This window comes from Vibrio sp. 10N.247.310.98, assembly GCF_041467395.1.
Lineage (GTDB): Bacteria > Pseudomonadota > Gammaproteobacteria > Enterobacterales > Vibrionaceae > Vibrio > Vibrio crassostreae_C.
The window spans coordinates 1-18,064 of the sequence record NZ_JBFSUL010000039.1; the positions used below are offsets into that span (position 1 = coordinate 1).

The window sequence follows — 18,064 nt, forward strand, 5'->3', positions numbered from 1 at the left end:
GTGTTCGAAAGATGGTTGTGACTCTTAACTCTATGCTGAGAGATGGCGCCATGTGAGATGAAAACACTGCCAAAAATTAATCATTGACGCCATAGTCGTTTGTTAGCTTTGTACTCCCAGCTCGTGCATTAGTTTCTTTCTGCACTTTTCGACAGACTCAATGGCTGACGAATAACCTGGAACTGCTGATTCTAAAATTGCTTCGTCAGGATCATTGCTGAGAGCAAGTTCCATACTAGATAGCATACCTATAGCTTGAGATAAGTCTGACAGAGCTTGCTTTGCTGCTGAAGTAAGGTAAAGACCGTGAACCATTTTAACTTTATCTATAGCGACGCGATAATAATGAAAATGTCGATTGTCGACTAAAGTATCGACATTACTCCAAACGTAATGTTCATTTGGTGATCGTTCTGCGAGTTGTTTCCAGCTGTATAGATGAATTTCTACGAGTAACTCATCAATTGCAGTCAGCGCGTCCAAACTCTTAGATTGAAATGACTGACGAAGAGCACCTTTCACATCTAGTTCTGTTTTTATTTTTTCGAGTTCAACAGCATGCTGACGTTTAATGGATTCTACTTGATCTGTAATCTGTCCAATATCTTCTTTTGTCGCTAAGTTTTTGGCTTTTTCAGATAGATATTTGGGAAAGTAGTTTCTAACAAGAAAGCCGCCGATGGATATGGATACCACCACAGCAATGTTTAAGATTAATACCAAATCTTCCAATTGACCTCCAAAGAAGCTAACGCCTGCATAACACGTTTGCTACGATACAGACATAGCTGAATTTTACTGCCTTAATCACTAAAACTAAAGGCAAACTGACAACGCCGAGTGTAGCAAATCGTGTTGATGCGATTGTTAGTTGCCTTGCTCACCACTACAGGTTAAACAAATATTATTAACATGTATCTTGCATGAATCCTCGGGATAAATAACATTAGATCTGCATGAGTCTTGTGAGCATTCTCGCCTTTCCACCTCAGAATACCCGTGACACAACCAACAGTGAATTTCAATTGACTCTGGTTCATTTGGCTCTAAGCAAGCATAATTTGCATCAATTTGACTACCACTTTCTATTACGTTCTCTTGACAATGAGGACAAAGGTATCTTCTACCACTTATAGGCATACCAATTAGCTTTTTGAATTTTCGCTGTGAAAGATAATCTTCAAAGAACTTAAAGTACTGAAGTAGTTGCATATTCTCTTCATCGTCATCAAAAAGCCCATAAAGTGGCTCTGTAACCATAACTTCTCTAAAATCTGAGATCCAAGATGTACCCCAGATTAAAGTTAAGAATTCAGCAATAGCTTCTACAATATAATTTGGTTCAATAAAGTCTCGGTGTAAACCATGCGTAAATTTGTTGCGTCTAACCCTAAGCTCCTCAAGCATCGTTAGCGCCTTACCATCAAGAACGGTGCCTGTGATTCTTTGATACTTTATAATTAGAACTTCTAATCCTTCTAAGTATAAATCCTCAAAATCAATTAACTCTGCCGTTTCTATATGCTTCTTAGACTCATCAGTTAATAACTCGTATGGCTTTAATTTACTGACTTCATACTTAAAAAAATTCTCGATACAAAGAAATAGCATTATCAGTGAATTCCCAAGAACTCCTTGTCTAGATTCCCATTCCTCTTCCAAATCACTATCACCAAACCCCGTAACAATAACAGGCGGATAAATTGCTAACTCTGTTTTAAAAATATGGTCTATAGACTGCGCTAAGTATTGAATACTTAGATTTTTAAATTCATTTGGATCTGGCAAATTGTCAATCATTTTGAAATCCTTTACTCGAAATTTTTGATAGCAACTAACGCCCGCTTAACAGGCGCGAAAAAGCTTGGCTATAATTAGCGACGAAGGAGCGCAAGCCAAGCTTTTTGCGTCCTTTGTTGAAGCGTTTGTTATGTTCAGCATTTAGTCTACGGTATGTTCTTCATAACGACCATTTAGAATATTTTGCTTTGCTTCATTTATTTCAACCTGATCCCTAATCAAAACAGAGTGATCAGAAAGATTAAGTAAAAAAGCACGAAAGAAATAATTTTGATTAGCTTCAAACTTTACCGGAATATATTGATCGAATATTCCACCAGATAATTTATATTCATAGTCTCCAGGTGATACCTCGAAGTAACCATATTCACCAGTGTTAAGTGACAATTCAGGGTGGCCTTTTATCTCAAAATCGACATCCAAACCCGCGCCCAGAATCCCTGTTTTCCACTGGTAAACATAAACACCGGCTTGACCATCTGTTGGCGATTTAAAATTTGATGTGGTATCTAAATTTAAATCTTTATATGGTATTACAGTACACCCTGTGAATAACACGACACTAAATATAATTAATAAAACTTTCATTTATAACCCTTCCTCCTGAAGTTTCAACTTATCAGAATTGAACATAACATTTTAATATTGTGCAAGCACGAATCCATCCGCTTAACATATCAAAAAGGTCACTCATAACCAACTGAATGCTATGCATTTAATATAAAAGTGGGTCTAAACAATAAGTGTGAAAACGTGCAAGCACATATTGCCGACTATGTAACGCTCGGCCTCATTCTTAACCACCCATAAATCTGCAGTATAATCAATAATTTAAAATAAGCCTCTCGTTAAATTCGTGCTCAATCAGAGTTAAAAACCACTCTTTTTTAAGTCATTAATTATTCAACAAGCAATAAACTGTCTGTATGTACAGATTTTGTGAGGGGAATATATGGCGAGTCAATTCATGCAGGCAATTTGCGAACATATGACGATGCGAGGCTGTAGTCGCAAGACAATCAAAGCCTACTGTTACTGGATAAAATACTTCATTCATTTTCATAAGCTTAAACACCCTGAACAGATGCATGCCGCTGAAGTTGTCTCCTTTCTTTCTCATTTAGCTAATCAACAAAAAGTAGCCATCAATACTCAAAAGGTAGCTCTCAATGCTCTAGCCTATTTATACAATCAATTTATTAAGCAACCTCTAGGAGACTTAGGGTTTAGCTATGCGACTCGGTCTCGAAAAATTCCTAGCGTACTCAATCATGCGGAAGCTATCTCGGTGATCAATGAAATAGATCCTAAATATCAACTGTTTTTTCGCTTGTTGTATGGTTCAGGTTTGAGAGTATCGGAATGCCTGAGGCTTCGAGTACAAGATATAGATCTAAAACAAGGGTCTCTCACTGTTCACAATGGGAAAGGAAATAAAGACCGAGTGACAATTTTAAGTTTTTCACTCACTGAAGCTATACAAGACAAAATTTCACAAGTTGCAGTTCTGCTCGCTAAAGATAACTTGAATGGGTTTGGGCCATCTTTGCCTCACCGATTAGGTAAAAAATACCCTAGTGCCTATCGACAACTTGCTTGAATGTACCTATTCCCATCAAAATCCGTCACTCAACACTCTGAGTCGGGGATCGTATGCCGACACCACCTACATGATTCGGTACTCCGAAAAACGCTGAAGAAGGCGACTAACTCTAATAAATTGCGCCACAAGCGAATTAGTTGTCATACTTTCAGGCACAGTTTTGCTACGCAACTTCTAAAGTCAGGCTCCGATATCAGAACGGTTCAAGAGCTACTGGGGCACAGTGATGTTAAGACAACTCAGATTTACACTCACGTTATTGGGCAACACTTTAGTGGCACGACTAGCCCGCTAGACGGCTTATAACGAAACTCCCTCATCGATAGTTGAACCTTGGCTTGATGGCTTCTGTCTGACAAGGTTGTCTGATATGGTGGCGGCAGAACTTCAGCAATTGTTTAGATAGTATTGAATATGAAAACACTAACCATACTTGATGGCGGCATGGGCCGAGAACTCAAAGAAATTGGCGCGCCATTTTCTCAACCGCTTTGGAGTGCTCAAGCGCTGATTGAAGCACCCGAATTTGTTAGCCAAGCGCATCAAAACTTTGTCGATGCAGGTGCTGAAATCCTAATCACTAATAGCTACGCCTGTGTGCCTTTTCATTTGGGTGAAGAGCTGTTCGAGCAACGCGGTTTTGAACTAGCCACACTGTCTGGTGAGCTGGCTAAAGCAGTTGCTAACAATGCTTCTCACACCGTAAAAGTGGCGGGCGCGATTCCACCGCCATTTGGCAGCTACCGACCAGACTTATTTAAGGTAGAAGAGGCAGCGCCAATCATTCAAACGCTTTACGATGCCCAGGATCCAAACATCGATCTTTGGATAGCGGAAACCATCTGCAGCCTGCAAGAGTTCGAATCCATTCATGCGGTACTTAAACAGTCCGATAAGCCTTGTTACTACGCATTCAGTTTGGAAGATACCAAGGGCGATTCTGCCAATATTCGTTCTGGCGAGAGCGTAACAGACGCCATCAAACTTGCCTGCCAATCAAACGCGACAGGCATTATGTTTAACTGTTCAGTGCCTGAAGTGATGGATCAAGCCATTATCGATGCCAAGAAAGTGATCGATGAGCTAGGCAGTGATTTAGAAGTTGGTGTCTATGCCAACAATTTTGCGCCTATCAGCAACGAACATGAAGCGAATGATATGTTTCAGGAGATGCGTGAGCTGGATGGCCAAGGTTACTTAACTTACGCTAAACGCTGGCATGCACTGGGCGCGAATATTATCGGTGGCTGTTGTGGCATCGGGCCAAAACACATTAAAGCCCTAGCCGATTGGAAACACTCAATACAGAGCTAATCCTGAGCTTCAACTAGAATAAAATAAATAGAGAACAGGTTGAGAAATCTGTTCTCTATTTGTATGTGACGTCTCTGAGTACACTGATACAAAACAACGATTTGGAGTAACTGATGAGCGACACGCAACGAAAAATTAAATGGGGTATCGCAGGGCTAGGCAATATCGCCAATCGATTCGCTACCGCAGTCACAGAGCATTGTCTGCATGGTGAGCTTGATGCGGTTGCCGCCAGAGATCACTCACGCGCAGCCACGTTCGCCAACAAGTTTGCTTGCGACAAGGCTTATGGTTCTTATGAAGAGATGGCGAATGACCCAAGTGTTGAAGCGGTTTACATCGCTACGGTTCACCCATACCACCAGCCACTCACTGAGTTGTTTCTAAAGAATAAAAAACATGTATTGGTCGAGAAGCCGGCTTTTACCAACCTTGCTGACTGGCTTGAGATGAAAGCTCTCGCGAAGCAAAATGGCGTGATGCTGTTAGAAGCAATGAAAACCGTGGTGTTTCCCGCATATCGTGAGCTCCAATCATTCTTGGTCGATAACAACATTCAGATAGATTCAATCGAAGCTAGCTTTGGTAATCATCATGACTATGAGCCCGATTTGTTTATCTTCAATCCGGATTTGTCAGGCGGAGCAACACTCGATGTTGGGGTCTATGGGCTTTGGTTCTTTTACGATCTGTGCCGAACGCTGGGTGTAAACCCTTCAAAACCTCAGGTAGAGATGTCGTGTCTTTATGAGGGAGCGAATGTTGATACCAATGCATGCTTTACATTCTCTGGTGATATAAGCGGTAAGATATCGGCATCAACAGTGCAAAACCTTCCCCGAACAGCACACTTGAGTGGACCTGAAACCAAAATCACCATTCACGAAAAATGGTGGAATCCGGCCTTTATTGAGATTGAACATCAAGGCAAAAAGTCGACCATTAACTACCGAGTGACAGGGAATGGATTCGAGTTTGAAATCGACCATTTTTCAGATTTGGTGCTTCAAGGCAAAACTGAATCGAATATCCTGAGCTCAGAGATAACCTCTCGAGTTCTCGATACGATGGAAAACGCACTGATTGATTCTGGCTATTCACATTTAACTCAACCTCGTCGTTAGGAAAAGCAAATTGGGCAACCTTAAGCGTAAGCTTGAACTGTATGAAAAGATATTTCAGGCTTTTGGGCCTGGAGTATCACATTGTCAGGTCAACCAACTGGCCACACTGCTGCACGTGAGTGAACGTCACGTTCAGACCTTACTCAAAGCGATGACAGCACAAGGTTGGATTAAGTGGCAAGCCAGCTCAGGTCGCAGCAAGAAGGCACAACTCACGTGTCTGGTTGAACCCATTGAGGCGTGTTACCAATACGCACAAGCCCAAGCTGACGCAGGCAACATAGAACAGGTGTTTAACACCTTAAGCTTCAACGGCCGCAATGCTGGCGCTGAGTTGCAAGCCTTTCTAAGCAGCACCAATCCGTCGGCGCAAAATATCGCGTATATCCCTTTTCACCGAGAGCTAGAGGCTCTTCACCCTCAACGAGTACTTAGACGCACCGAACGCTTCTTAGTGATGCAAGTTTGCCAACGCCTAACCTCCGTTAAGCACGGCAAACTCAGCGGCGATCTGGCTTATCATTGGCAGCCTAATCAAGATGCGACACAGTGGCACTTTCAAATTCGTAATGGTGTTCAGTTTCATAACGGAAGAACACTCGAACCTCAAGACATAGCGCGCAACCTTAACTCGCTCTGCCAAAGCAAAATATGGCGTCGCTGTTATCAGCATATTGATGAGGTCTCTGTCTCGGCAGGCAATGTGGTTGTCGTAAAGTTGAATCAACCTGATTGGCATTTACCGCGCCTACTTGCTAGGGCTGAAGCCTCCGTATTCGATCACTCATCACCGACTGATAGGCTGATTGGATCTGGCGCGTTCTCATTAGACATCTTCTCAAGCAAGATGTTGAGATTGAGCCGCAATAGCGCCTATTCACACAGCACGCCGATTCTGAATCGAGTCGAGTTGTGGGTCTATCCTGAATGGGCACAGAGCAAAGCCTGCGCTCAAAATCAGGTGTGCGTGAAACTGCCCGAGAAAACGACCAGCGTGCGTGGCGATGACCATTCTTCCCAACCGGATTTCGGCTCAACCTTCTTTAAGATTCAAAGCCCGATGTTGTCTTCAACCGTTCGTGAGTTCACCGTTGAAGACACCTCTGAATGCCAAGCCCTTTTCGATCAGTTGTCAGTGTCTGGCGACCACAAAACCAGCGTGGAATATGGGCACTACCTAACTCACTACCTAACTACCAAAGACGTCGCGCTGTGCAGTATTATTGATGAGAACGACACCTTCACTTCGTGGTTAAGCTTTTTCACTCGCTTCCCGTTTGAGGAATTAACTTTACCTTCTGAGATGCTAGAGACAATCGAACAAGGCTTAGCCTCAATAACAAACCAGCCCAACTTTGAGTTAGCAATGAATGCACTGTTGGTGCTTCGGCATTGGTTGCATGAATCTGGAGTTGTGGTTGAGCTCAAGCAAGAGGCGTTCAACTTAGAGGTTTCTGAAAAGATACACGGCGCACAAGTAAATGGTTTCGGTTGGTGCGAACTCGACAAGCTGTGGATTAGCCATTTGTAAGCGTATTTCGTAGCTGAATGTATTTCACAACCTAGCCCAACCAAGCTGCAACCAATCATTATGTTCAGTCACAGCGTAGGTCGAATAGGCTAAGGGTTAGCTCACTAGCGATAATTCAGACTCTTTATAGATACGGTTAGCCACGTTGTATGCCGCAGGCAAAGTTAGGGTCTCTTTGCATCTGCGCTTAAACTGCTCGACTTCAATCGTTTGTTCTTCTAGTAAATAAAACAACTCACTCAAGTAGTTAGCTTCAAACACAGCTTGACCAAGTGGCGTGCATTCGTATCGGCTCGACTCTTGGTAGCCAATCGCGGTCAACACTGATTCTGGCAGTTCCCAGAACTTAGCAATGGTGTAAGTCAGGCGAATGGAGTAGCTGTTCATCAGGCGCTTCAATGCTAACGAGTTAGGTGGAACAGAAGGATCAACATGCTTGAAGGCTTCTACCATCATCTGGAAAATGATCATCTTGCCTAAGTTGCGAATTAACCCAACAAAATACGCCGCTGCTTGCTCTTCTTGAGATGAAGAGTCTTTCATCAACTCCTTAGAGAAAGACGCGGTTTGAACACTGTGATTCCAAATTTTCTCACCGAAATGACGCCAGTAAATGTTGTTGCCCGGCGTAAAGTTCTTCATGTAAGAATTCACCACGCCTTCAATTAGCCCTTGTGAACCCATATTGAGGAAAGCAGTTTTTAAGTCAGTAACTTGTTTTTCACTGCGTTTGTAGAAGGCGCTGTTAGCCAGTTTAATCACATCGGCAGCCATACTCGGCTCGCGCTCAATCACTCTTAACAGTGCATCGACATCAAACTCATCACTCTGTAATTCTGCCATTAACGTGGTTACAGAGGCTGGCATCACTGGCAGTTCATTAAGCAGGGCTTTTGGAGAGCGAATCAAACGTTCGATCTGACAAGCGACAAAATCACTAAATGGGTCTGACTCCGTGCGAAGGCGAGACTCTCCAAACAAATAATCAAGGAACTCACCATCGTGAAGGCTAAGCGTCTTATCGACGATTAATGATGATGGCTGAGTGGACGACGGCGGAACAAAGATTGAAGACTGAACAGAATCAGTAGCAACGGTTTGTTGTTGCTCTTGTTGGGCAGGCTCTGCAGAGGGTTTGTTTTTTGAATCAACAAAAGGTGAGAATAGTGCCTGCAATACCCTTTTAAACATCAATACGGCTCCTAGATGATTATCAAACAGTTCGGGATATATAATGGCGGTAATTATCGCACAGTTAATTCATAAACCACACAATGATAAATGAATCATTAACTTTTCAGCTGTATAGGATCTGTTACTCAACGGGTTGCAAGACTGAGCCCGCCAGCATTCGCCAGAAACAAAAAAGCGAGCACATGATACTGGCTCGCTCTTACATAGATTAGATGCGTGACACCGTCTAAAGTTAACTCTGAGCGACTTTCAACACGATCTTACCAACGTGTTTTTTCTTTAAGAACTCATCTTGCGCTTTATGGATATCGCCTAGCGGATAAGAATCTGCAACGATGGCGCCAATCTGCTGTTTCTCGATACGATTAACCAAGTTTTGGAATACTTGCGGTTCTAAAACCGTGCAACCAAAAAAGCTGAGGTCTTTGAGATACAAAGTTCGCACATCAAGCTCAACCATTGCACCACCAATCGCACCAGACACAGCATAACGGCCATGCGGTTTTAGGACTTCAAGAAACTCTGGCCACTTGTCACCAGCAACTAAATCGATCACCACATTCACGCTGCTTTCGCCTAGCGCGTTAACCAAATCTGAATCACGGGCAATCACTTCATCAGCGCCAAGTTCAAGTAACTGTTGGTTCTTGCTTGGGCTAGTGATGGCAATAACATACGCGCCGCGAGCTTTTGCTAGCTGAATAGCCGCAGAGCCCACACCGCCCGATGCACCTGAGATCAGCACGCGATCAGCTTCAGCCACGTTGGCGCGAGTCAGCATGTTTTCTGCGGTCGAATAAGAGCATGGGAAAGACGCCAGCTCAACATCCGACATTGTGCTGTTCACCGCGTAAGCGTGCTTAGCTGCTACTTTGGTGTATTCAGCAAAACCGCCATCGCACTCAGAGCCGAAATACCATGGCTGTGGTAGATCTCGCCCGTACACTTCGGTTAAACAAGGTTCAATCAGAACACGCTCACCAATACGATCAGCCGAGACTTCGTTACCAACAGCTACAATAAAACCGCACACATCGGCACCTTGGATGCGAGGGAATTTCAACGCTTCACCCGACCAACTGGCATCGTCTGAATCATCACTTTTTGCATACCAACCGATTCGCGTGTTGATGTCAGTATTATTAACGCCTGCTGCCATGACTTTGATCAGCACTTCATTAGGCTCAATTTTTGGAACCGCGATATCTCCGCGGTAGCCAAGCATTTCTGCTCCACCGTGACCCAACATCTCTACGCCTTTCATTGTTTTCGGTAGTTCGAATTTCATCGTGTTTCCTCGAGTAATTTTGTCACCATATTCTGTGCTGATGCCACCGCTTCTTCGCCTAATACTGGCCACGCGCTTGATACGCCTTCATGAAGTAAAAACAGCGGTGTCGCGAGATCCTCTCGCAGGCTCTGCTTGCCTATTAGCAAACGAACTTGTTCTTTATGCTGTGTAACCGCTTGGCTGATAAGCTCATTATCGGGAAACGCGGCCATCGCATTCATCGACATGCACCCATGTGGCGCATACTCTTCTAACCATTGTTGGAGCTTGTTGAAGATATGAGTAACCGATGCGAGCCCCTTTTCAGGCGACGTTTCCAACAAGAAATCTAAGTAGCGTTGGTGTCGATATTCCAAGGCACCAACGATCATCGCTTCTTTTGAAGGGAAATGTTTATACAAGGTTCTTAAGCTTACATCGCACGCCGTTTTCAGCTGTGCAACGCTCGGCTCAGCAAAACCTTGCTGGCTAAATGCCACCTCTAAGCTTGCTGCAATCTGTTCTCTCAACATAGTGCTCTCTCAATACCCGACAAAGGGTAGAATGATTGTTCTACCTACAGAGTAGAACGATCACTCTACCCCTGTCAATATCCAAATTTACAAACCAAGAAATGATAAATTCCGCGCCAAACAGGACACGGAATTTATCAATACAGATGAGAGACTTAGCGTTTAAGCTGGAGTCGACTGCGTATCGTCACCAGAACAGATAACGCGCCACAAAGTACCAACACTACACCTAGATCTTGGAGCATTCCCGCTAAAGCGAGCCCTGAGCCGATCAAGGTGTAATACATCAAACCAAACAGTGCGCCTGCACTTCCTGCTTGAGATTGGTAACGTACCAACGCTCGGCTCAATACATTGGGAATCGCAATGCCAAACGCCATAACCACCAACATCATTGGAAGCAAGAACCAGATCGTGTGTTGTGAAAAATACACACCCACCGCACCTAATGTTTGAAGCCCTGCTGCGATACCAATCAGAGACATTGAAGACACTTGTCTCTTCAACAATGTCTTGTTCACCAAGCTTCCCAACAGAGTCCCGAACCCAAGCACAATGCCGCTGTAGCCAAACTGCTCAACGCTAAATCCAAGTTGAATGAAGGCAAATGAACCCAATTGATAATAGGAAAACAGTGCAATATTGAACGACGCGACCAGCAACGCAGACATCCATATATCGCTATCTTTGACCATGTGAATACTGAGTGACTTTAACTGCAATGACTGCTTAGATTGTTGCGTTTCAGGCAATGACCATAGGCTATGTGCCAACAGCACTAACACCATAATAAACAGGGCAATAAACACATATTGATGCCCGCCCGCTTGGCTTAATTGACCGCCAAGAAGCAGCCCGATGATTGGGCTAATCGACAGCCCCATCCCCATGTAACCAAACACCTTGGCCAGTTCAGCGCCGCTAAAGGCATCTCGCAACATAGTTTGTGTCACAACCGAGCCAACCGCAAGCCCGAAAGCGCCCATGGCTCGGGCTATCATCAACCAAACAAAGCTATTGGTTTGCATAGCAATGAGTGCTGAACAAGCGAATAACCCCATGCCCAATAACATGGTTGGTCGGCGCCCCCACTTGTCAGCTAACACGCCCCATACCACCACACCCACCGCAAATGCAGAGAAGTAAATCGATAGGGTTTGAGCAGCTTGTGTGTAACTGACATCAAAGGATTTCGATATTGAATCCAGAGTCGGGCTATAGATGGTTTCTGCGATTTGAGGGAACATCAGCAATAGCACCATTTGCCATAAAGAAGGTTTTGTTTTCATCATTTTTCCAAGACCAGTGAACTTGACGAGGAGTCTAGGGGAAACTAACCTTGGCTCGTTAACAACATTAAAACCAAAAACAACAAGATTGGGACAAATGGCATTAATCAGCGAAACCATTGAGTTTGATGCAGACAGCTTACCTGCGCCCGTAATAGGGATTGCGGCAGAGCTAGGTCAGCATGACTCAGGAATACATCACCACGTAAAAGGACAGTTGCTGTATGCTCCGCAGGGTTGCATCACCTTGACCTTAGAAAACGCCATTTGCATTTTGCCGCCGACTAAAGCCGTGTGGATCCCTCCTTATACCAAACATCGCGCGCAGATGACCAATGTGGTTGCTTATCGGTCGCTCTATTTTGATAGCAGTATTTACACCTGCCCAGAAGCGATTGAAATTGTGGAAGTGAATGAGCTTTTAAAAGCCCTGATCAATAAGATGGCTTTCTGGGATTGGGACGTTGCTCGCGAGCAAACCACCAATACCGCCAACCTATTCTGGGAAGAGTTTTACAGTGCTAACCAACACTCGTTTATCTTGCCACTACCGACAGATCGCCGCTTTAAAAGCTTTTGCAAACAAGTCCGAACCGCTTCCTTTCTTGCCCCAGCCCTCTCGACATTAGCGAACTCGGTTGGCGCAAGCACCAAAACGATTACTCGATTATTCAAAGCCGAAACAGGCATGACTTACCAAGAGTGGCGACAGCAATGGCGCTTGTTTAAAGCGATTGAACTGCTCTCAGAAAACCGACAAGTTGGTGATGTGGCACATTTGCTAGAGTTCTCATCCAACAGTGCGTTTATCGCCTTTTTCAAACAGCAAACCGGACAAACCCCGTTGGCCTTTACCAAGTTAGGGGCGTGATTGTTGTTATCCAAACTCTGAAGTTTTACTTAGCTCAGATACAAAAAACCAGAACATGAGTTCTGGTTTTTAAAAGTATTTTAAAGCTAGATGCCGTCGTTACTTGGTATAGAAAGCGCGTTTCAATGCCATCTCTAAACCACGAACTTCAGCTAAGCCTTTCAATCGACCAATCGCCGAATAACCTGGGTTAGTGGTTTTCTTAAGGTCATCCAGCATTTGATGACCGTGATCCGGACGCATTGGAATTAAGCGGTGATCGCCCACTTCTGCACGACGATTTTCTTCATCCAAAATAGCCATCACAACGTTGTACATGTCCACATCACCATCGAGGTGCGCTGCTTCGTGGAATGTCATTGGGTTGCTCTCTTCACGCTTAGTTGAACGCAGGTGCGTAAAGTAAATTCGGTCACCGTGCTTTTTGATCATATTAACCAGATCATTGTCGCCACGAACACCGTATGAACCCGTACACATCGTCAAGCCATTCATTTTGCTCGGTACATGCTCGGTCAACCAATCAATGTCTTCGATCGTTGAAACGATGCGAGGCAAGCCTAGAATCGGACGCGGTGGATCGTCTGGGTGAACCGCCATCTTCAAGCCATTCGCATCACAGATAGGCATCAGCTCAGCGAGGAAGTAAGACATGTGCTCACGTAGCTTGTCTTTGTCGATTCCCGCATAGCGATCTAGCTGTGCTTGAAACGCTTCTAGTGTGTAACCTTCTTCAGCGCCTGGCAGGCCAGCGATGATGTTATTAGTCAGTTGCTGAATTTGCTCTGGCGTCATGTTGTTGAAGTAATCCAACGCTTGAGCTTGCTCTGATTCTGAATAGTCCGATTCTGCACCTGGACGTTTCAAGATATGCAGCTCAAATGCCGCAAACGCGATTTGGTCAAAACGCAGTGCGCGCGAGCCATCAGGCATTTCAAATTCTAAATCGGTACGCGTCCAGTCCAACACTGGCATGAAATTATAACAAACCGTATCGATGCCACACTCAGCAAGGTTAGACAGAGTTTGCTTATAGTTATCAATCCACTGCTGGTAGTTGCCAGTTTGAGTTTTGATCTCTTCGTGCACAGGCACGCTTTCTACAACCGACCACGTTAAACCTTTCTCTTCGATAATGGCTTTACGCTTAAGGATTTCTTCTTTTGTCCAAACTTCACCATTTGGAATATGATGCAGTGCATTCACAATACCAGTTGCGCCCGCTTGACGAATATCGTCTAGCGAAACTTGATCATTAGGGCCGTACCAACGCCACGTTTGTTCCATGAGACTTACCTTTCTTTAAGACGCACTTAGCCGGCTCGAATTAATCAAGCTAAATGCAATAACGACTTCTTAATGGCAGCAATGACAATTACTGCCCGAGATAGCACCGGTCTACGCCGGTCTAAAGACGATTACCTATCTACAACCTATTGAATGAATCAGCTTTCAAGAGGAGCCTTGTCGCTGAATTCAACATTAGCTTCAGAACTAGCTTTCTGAGCTAAGCAGCACCACTGGGTTGGAGCTAAATAAGTAACCATCAAAGTTTGGGTCATCAATGTCTGACAGCGCTAACAAACGCTGTTTAACATTCTCAAGGTGTTGCCACATTGCGTTCTTAGCAGCGACAGGGTCTTTGCGCTGTAAGGCGGCGAGGATACGAGCGTGATCATCTAACCATTCTTCACGGTAATCTTGACCACTGATGTGAGAGTGGAGTTTATTCCACATTGGACTCTTTTCGCGTCGATCCCAGGATTGTTTCAACATATCTACCAGCACAGAGTTTTGAGTTGCCTCTGCAATACACATGTGAAATCTTTCATCTCCGCTGCAATCGGTAGTGCCGCTTGCAAGCTCTTCGCGCTCGAGTTCGAGTGCAGAGCGCATCTTAATGATGTCGCCCGGAGTGACCTGAGTTGCCGCAAACTCCGCGATATTACTTTCCAGTAATTGGCGGGCCTGCAGCATCTCGAATGGACCAGCGTCATCGCTGACCACATTCTCGCGAGAATGAGTAGGAATGTTCAGGACATAAACACCTGACCCTTTTTTTACCTCAACTAAGTTTTCAAGCTCTAGCATGATGATCGCTTCACGCACTACAGTGCGGCTTACATCTAGACGATCAGCAATATCGCGTTCTGGAGGTAACCTATCTCCGACCTTATACAGGCCTTCAATCAGTTCTTTTCTTAGTACTAACCCTATCTCCTGATAAGGTCTTTTCGGCTCGAAAGGCATCATGATGATATTGTCACTTCTTTCCATTGTATTTCTCTCGCCATCATAATGACCAAATATAATTGGTCAACCTCTATATCTTAAAATGCAGTAACACCTTGTTTTTGTATTACTCTTTTTTCTATATTTGCTCGTTATTCAACAGCCTGAATACGGTCAATCAATGCGCTCAATTCTGGGTCCGCTTTATCTAGCGCGTCGTACATAGGTTGAACCGCTAGTGCGAACGCAGCCTTGTCTGGTTCCACAAAAGTAACGCCCATTTTCTCGGCTTTAGCACGCTCTTTTGCTTCCGATTCAGCCCACAATTTTTTCATCAATTCAGATGAATCACTTGCCGCCTTCATTAGCGCACCTTGTTGTTCTGCAGTCAGTTTATCGTATGCTTTGGTTGAGATAACCAACACATCCGGAACCATCGTGTGCTCATCTAAGCTGAAGTATTTAGACACTTCACTGTGACGGCTCAAGCTGAAAGAAGGAATGTTATTTTCAGCCGCATCTACGACACCTTGCTGCAGTGCTGTGTACAACTCACCGTAAGCTAGTGGCGTTGGGTTACCGCCTAACGCTTTCACCATCGCAATTGCTGATGGGCTTGGTTGAACACGAACTTTCAAACCTTTCAGATCTTCTGGTGTGTTAATTGGCTTATTGGTATAGAAGCTACGCGCACCAGCGTCGTAGTAAGTCACACCAATAAAGCCGCTATCACGAGAAGAGTTAAGAATGTCACGGCCTACTTCACCATCAGTCACACTGTAGTAGTGCGCTTGATCGCGGAATAAGTAAGGCATGTTGAATGATGAATAAGCAGGAGAAAAAGCTTCTAGCTCAGCAGCATTACTTTTCACCATATCTAAAGCGCCGTTCTGCATCAGCTCCATAGATTCACGCTGTGTACCCAATTGAGCATCAGGGTAAATACGAATACGCACCTCACCATCAGTCAATTCACGTACTTCTTTCGCCATAAACGTCATCGCTTCATGTACTGCATGGTCACGAGGGTGGTTATGGCTCAGTTTCAATGTTGTCGCTGCATAAGCAGAAGCTGTTGCTCCAAAAGTCAAAGCAGCACCGACAACCGCACTAATCAAAGTTTTACGCGTCATCATCATTCTTATTCTCCGTGGATTGGTTATCCAAAATGTAGGGTGTTTTTTGTTATGGGCTCATATTGGGGCTCAAAAAAGGAACCGTCAAAGCTGAAATTAAAATTGATTGACCAAAGTCACAATAAAAACCCATAAATTGGTCAACCAAAATCATTTGTGAAGTTGCTCACGCCAACCAAAAAATGAATAGCTTATGATTCAGCCAGATTTTTGAACATCCCATCCCTACATAGAAACAATTTCTTACATTGGTAAACCAATTGTTATGAGATACGCAATTTTGTTGAAAGGAAATAAACATGAATAAATTGGTCAGTTACATAAATAGAGGGTTGGCCGCCTTTACAGTGTCTCTATCGTCTTTCTTGGTGCTATGCGTGATATGGCAGGTTCTATCCCGCTATGTTATTGGCAAACCAAGTACTGTTACCGACGAGCTCGCTCGTTACCTCTTTATGTGGGTAGCCCTGATTGGTGCTGCTTACACAACAGGTCTGAAACGCCACCTTGCCATCGACCTACTTACGATGAAGCTGACTGGCAAACGTAAATTAATCAACGAAATCATTATCCAAATAGCCATCGCTTCTTTCTCTTATATCGTTCTGGTACACGGTGGCAGCCAACTTGCAGCTAAAACACTTGCGATGGGACAACTGACTCCCGCTCTAGGTTTAGAAATGGGCTACATCTACTTCTGCTTACCGGTTAGTGGCGCTTTGATGATTTTTTACTCAGTCGTATTTACCTACGAACGCGTTAAACAATTAATGTCAGGTGACGATTTGATCACCGACTCACAACTTGATTGATAGAAGGATTTCACAATGGAATGGCAAGTAATACTGACATTATTCGGTAGTTTCGCTGTACTGCTTACAATCGGTGTACCGGTCTCTTTTGCGATTGGTTTATCGTCACTAGCAACCATCTTAATGAGCTTACCGCTTGAGCCTGCAATTGCTGTAGTTGCTCAACGTATGGCGGCAGGCCTTGATAACTTTGCACTATTAGCAATTCCGTTCTTCATTTTGGCGGGCAACATCATGAACCAAGGCGGCATCGCGCTGCGTTTGATCAACTTCGCGAAAGTGTTGGGTGGTCGTCTACCAGGTTCACTCGCCCACGTAAACGTGATGGCAAACATGATGTTTGGGTCTATCTCAGGCTCAGCGGTTGCATCGGCTGCTGCAGTTGGTGGCACTATGTCTCCTCTGCAAAAGAAAGATGGATATGACGAAAACTACTCGGCTGCGGTAAATATTACGTCATGTCCTGCGGGCTTGCTTATCCCACCCAGCAACACGCTGATCGTGTTCTCATTAGTTTCTGGTGGTACCTCTATTGCAGCATTGTTCTTAGCAGGCTACATCCCAGGCCTATTGATGGGGCTGAGCATCATGATGGTGGCAGGTATTATCGCGAAACGTCGTGGCTACCCAGTCGCAGCTCGTCCTTCCACATCAATGGTATGGAATACCTTCCTAAAAGCAGCACCTTCTTTAGCACTGATCGGCATCATCATGGGCGGCATCATTGGCGGTATCTTTACTGCGACTGAGGCTTCCGCAATTGCTGTGGTATACACGTTTGTTTTAGCTGTGCTTGTCTACCGCGAAGTGAAATGGGGTGATATTCCAAAGATCATCCTTGAGTCTGCAGTAACAACATCTATCGTTCTATTACTGGTTGGCGCATCAATGGGCATGTCTTGGGCAATGGCGAACGCCGATGTCCCTTACATGATTGCCGATGCTCTACTCGCGGTTTCCGAAGACCCACTAATGATCCTACTGATTATCAACGTGATTCTGTTGATTGTTGGCATCTTTATGGATATGACCCCTGCGGTTCTTATCTTCACACCAATCTTCTTACCAATCGCGCTAGACCTAGGCATCGACCCTGTCCACTTCGGCATCATGATGACCTTCAACCTTGCTATCGGTATCTGTACACCGCCAGTAGGTAGTGCTCTGTTCATCGGTTGTTCGGTTGCCAACATTGCCATCGACAAAGTCATCAAGCCTTTATTGCCATTCTATGCCGCACTTATTGCAGCCCTAATGGCCGTTACTTTTATCCCTGAGCTGAGCTTGTTCCTACCTGAATTGGTACTGGGCTACGGTTCGTAATTTGGTCACAGATAGATTCTAAGACTGCTAAA

General features: G+C 44.5%; 16 protein-coding genes and 1 pseudogene. 7 read left to right on the forward strand and 10 right to left on the reverse strand.

Annotated features, from left to right (window positions below):
* Positions 1-102: 102 nt before the first annotated feature.
* The 3 genes from AB6E78_RS15150 to AB6E78_RS15160 all read right to left on the reverse strand — a co-directional run bounded on the left by AB6E78_RS15150 (position 103) and on the right by AB6E78_RS15160 (position 2,388).
* Positions 103-732, reverse strand: coding sequence for a hypothetical protein (locus AB6E78_RS15150; protein ID WP_372132166.1), 630 nt, complete (start codon positions 730-732; stop codon positions 103-105).
* Positions 733-867: 135 nt separating this feature from the next.
* Positions 868-1,800 carry a hypothetical protein gene (locus AB6E78_RS15155; RefSeq protein WP_372132163.1) on the reverse strand — a complete coding sequence of 311 codons (933 nt, stop codon included), beginning with the start codon at positions 1,798-1,800 and terminating at the stop codon, positions 868-870.
* A gap of 141 nt (positions 1,801-1,941) precedes the next feature.
* Positions 1,942-2,388 (reverse strand): DUF2846 domain-containing protein, encoded by a 447-nt coding sequence (locus tag AB6E78_RS15160; RefSeq protein WP_372132160.1) that lies wholly within the window; start codon positions 2,386-2,388, stop codon positions 1,942-1,944.
* A 364-nt stretch (positions 2,389-2,752) separates the two neighbouring features.
* On the opposite strand from AB6E78_RS15160, the pseudogene AB6E78_RS15165 reads away from it, so the two are divergent.
* The 4 genes and pseudogenes from AB6E78_RS15165 to AB6E78_RS15180 all read left to right on the forward strand — a co-directional run bounded on the left by AB6E78_RS15165 (position 2,753) and on the right by AB6E78_RS15180 (position 7,372).
* A pseudogene (locus AB6E78_RS15165) lies at positions 2,753-3,709 on the forward strand (integron integrase).
* Between the two features lie 108 nt (positions 3,710-3,817).
* Positions 3,818-4,717 carry a homocysteine S-methyltransferase family protein gene (locus AB6E78_RS15170; RefSeq protein WP_372057284.1) on the forward strand — a complete coding sequence of 300 codons (900 nt, stop codon included), beginning with the start codon at positions 3,818-3,820 and terminating at the stop codon, positions 4,715-4,717.
* A gap of 113 nt (positions 4,718-4,830) precedes the next feature.
* Positions 4,831-5,841 carry a Gfo/Idh/MocA family protein gene (locus tag AB6E78_RS15175; RefSeq protein WP_372132157.1) on the forward strand — a complete coding sequence of 337 codons (1,011 nt, stop codon included), beginning with the start codon at positions 4,831-4,833 and terminating at the stop codon, positions 5,839-5,841.
* Positions 5,842-5,851: 10 nt separating this feature from the next.
* Positions 5,852-7,372 (forward strand): SgrR family transcriptional regulator, encoded by a 1,521-nt coding sequence (locus AB6E78_RS15180; protein WP_372132154.1) that lies wholly within the window; start codon positions 5,852-5,854, stop codon positions 7,370-7,372.
* A gap of 96 nt (positions 7,373-7,468) precedes the next feature.
* On the opposite strand, the gene AB6E78_RS15185 is transcribed toward AB6E78_RS15180, so the two are convergent.
* The 4 genes from AB6E78_RS15185 to AB6E78_RS15200 all read right to left on the reverse strand — a co-directional run bounded on the left by AB6E78_RS15185 (position 7,469) and on the right by AB6E78_RS15200 (position 11,658).
* Entirely contained in the window at positions 7,469-8,563 is a 1,095-nt protein-coding gene (locus AB6E78_RS15185; RefSeq protein ID WP_372132151.1) for an HDOD domain-containing protein, read from the reverse strand.
* A gap of 235 nt (positions 8,564-8,798) precedes the next feature.
* Complete coding sequence (locus tag AB6E78_RS15190; RefSeq protein WP_372132149.1) at positions 8,799-9,854, reverse strand: alcohol dehydrogenase family protein; 1,056 nt, start codon at positions 9,852-9,854, stop codon at positions 8,799-8,801.
* Positions 9,851-10,369 (reverse strand): TetR/AcrR family transcriptional regulator, encoded by a 519-nt coding sequence (locus tag AB6E78_RS15195; RefSeq protein ID WP_065583851.1) that lies wholly within the window; start codon positions 10,367-10,369, stop codon positions 9,851-9,853. The genes AB6E78_RS15190 and AB6E78_RS15195 overlap by 4 nt, the downstream gene beginning before the upstream one ends.
* Positions 10,370-10,524: 155 nt before the next feature.
* Positions 10,525-11,658 (reverse strand): multidrug effflux MFS transporter, encoded by a 1,134-nt coding sequence (locus tag AB6E78_RS15200; protein ID WP_372132309.1) that lies wholly within the window; start codon positions 11,656-11,658, stop codon positions 10,525-10,527.
* Between the two features lie 97 nt (positions 11,659-11,755).
* Between AB6E78_RS15200 and AB6E78_RS15205 the strand changes: the two genes are divergently transcribed.
* Complete coding sequence (locus tag AB6E78_RS15205; protein WP_136978647.1) at positions 11,756-12,529, forward strand: helix-turn-helix domain-containing protein; 774 nt, start codon at positions 11,756-11,758, stop codon at positions 12,527-12,529.
* Positions 12,530-12,628: 99 nt separating this feature from the next.
* On the opposite strand, the gene uxuA is transcribed toward AB6E78_RS15205, so the two are convergent.
* The 3 genes from uxuA to AB6E78_RS15220 all read right to left on the reverse strand — a co-directional run bounded on the left by uxuA (position 12,629) and on the right by AB6E78_RS15220 (position 15,897).
* The gene (uxuA, locus tag AB6E78_RS15210) at positions 12,629-13,816 is read right to left on the reverse strand and encodes a mannonate dehydratase (RefSeq protein WP_017068145.1); all 1,188 of its coding nucleotides are present in this window, start codon (positions 13,814-13,816) and stop codon (positions 12,629-12,631) included.
* A 207-nt stretch (positions 13,817-14,023) separates the two neighbouring features.
* Entirely contained in the window at positions 14,024-14,806 is a 783-nt protein-coding gene (locus AB6E78_RS15215) for an FCD domain-containing protein (protein ID WP_017068144.1), read from the reverse strand.
* A 107-nt stretch (positions 14,807-14,913) separates the two neighbouring features.
* Positions 14,914-15,897, reverse strand: a complete 984-nt coding sequence (locus tag AB6E78_RS15220; protein WP_372057303.1) for a TRAP transporter substrate-binding protein — start codon at positions 15,895-15,897, stop codon at positions 14,914-14,916.
* A gap of 299 nt (positions 15,898-16,196) precedes the next feature.
* On the opposite strand from AB6E78_RS15220, the gene AB6E78_RS15225 reads away from it, so the two are divergent.
* A complete protein-coding gene (locus AB6E78_RS15225) occupies positions 16,197-16,709 on the forward strand; it encodes a TRAP transporter small permease (RefSeq protein ID WP_017068142.1) in 513 nt (170 codons plus the stop codon).
* A gap of 15 nt (positions 16,710-16,724) precedes the next feature.
* Positions 16,725-18,032: a TRAP transporter large permease gene (locus AB6E78_RS15230; protein ID WP_017068141.1), complete on the forward strand. Its 1,308-nt coding sequence runs from the start codon at positions 16,725-16,727 to the stop codon at positions 18,030-18,032.
* Positions 18,033-18,064: the final 32 nt, after the last annotated feature.

Excerpts from the sequence above, each read along its gene's own strand:
- AB6E78_RS15205 (WP_136978647.1), top strand. The coding sequence starts at position 11,756 with ATGGCATTAATCAGCGAAACCATTGAGTTTGATGCAGACAGCTTACCT.
- AB6E78_RS15225 (WP_017068142.1), top strand. The coding sequence starts at position 16,197 with ATGAATAAATTGGTCAGTTACATAAATAGAGGGTTGGCCGCCTTTACA.
- AB6E78_RS15155 (WP_372132163.1), bottom strand. The coding sequence starts at position 1,800 with ATGATTGACAATTTGCCAGATCCAAATGAATTTAAAAATCTAAGTATT.
- AB6E78_RS15195 (WP_065583851.1), bottom strand. The coding sequence starts at position 10,369 with ATGTTGAGAGAACAGATTGCAGCAAGCTTAGAGGTGGCATTTAGCCAG.
- AB6E78_RS15190 (WP_372132149.1), bottom strand. The coding sequence starts at position 9,854 with ATGAAATTCGAACTACCGAAAACAATGAAAGGCGTAGAGATGTTGGGT.
- AB6E78_RS15175 (WP_372132157.1), top strand. The coding sequence starts at position 4,831 with ATGAGCGACACGCAACGAAAAATTAAATGGGGTATCGCAGGGCTAGGC.
- AB6E78_RS15220 (WP_372057303.1), bottom strand. The coding sequence starts at position 15,897 with ATGATGACGCGTAAAACTTTGATTAGTGCGGTTGTCGGTGCTGCTTTG.
- AB6E78_RS15170 (WP_372057284.1), top strand. The coding sequence starts at position 3,818 with ATGAAAACACTAACCATACTTGATGGCGGCATGGGCCGAGAACTCAAA.
- AB6E78_RS15215 (WP_017068144.1), bottom strand. The coding sequence starts at position 14,806 with ATGGAAAGAAGTGACAATATCATCATGATGCCTTTCGAGCCGAAAAGA.
- AB6E78_RS15185 (WP_372132151.1), bottom strand. The coding sequence starts at position 8,563 with ATGTTTAAAAGGGTATTGCAGGCACTATTCTCACCTTTTGTTGATTCA.
- uxuA (WP_017068145.1), bottom strand. The coding sequence starts at position 13,816 with ATGGAACAAACGTGGCGTTGGTACGGCCCTAATGATCAAGTTTCGCTA.
- AB6E78_RS15160 (WP_372132160.1), bottom strand. The coding sequence starts at position 2,388 with ATGAAAGTTTTATTAATTATATTTAGTGTCGTGTTATTCACAGGGTGT.
- AB6E78_RS15200 (WP_372132309.1), bottom strand. The coding sequence starts at position 11,658 with ATGAAAACAAAACCTTCTTTATGGCAAATGGTGCTATTGCTGATGTTC.
- AB6E78_RS15230 (WP_017068141.1), top strand. The coding sequence starts at position 16,725 with ATGGAATGGCAAGTAATACTGACATTATTCGGTAGTTTCGCTGTACTG.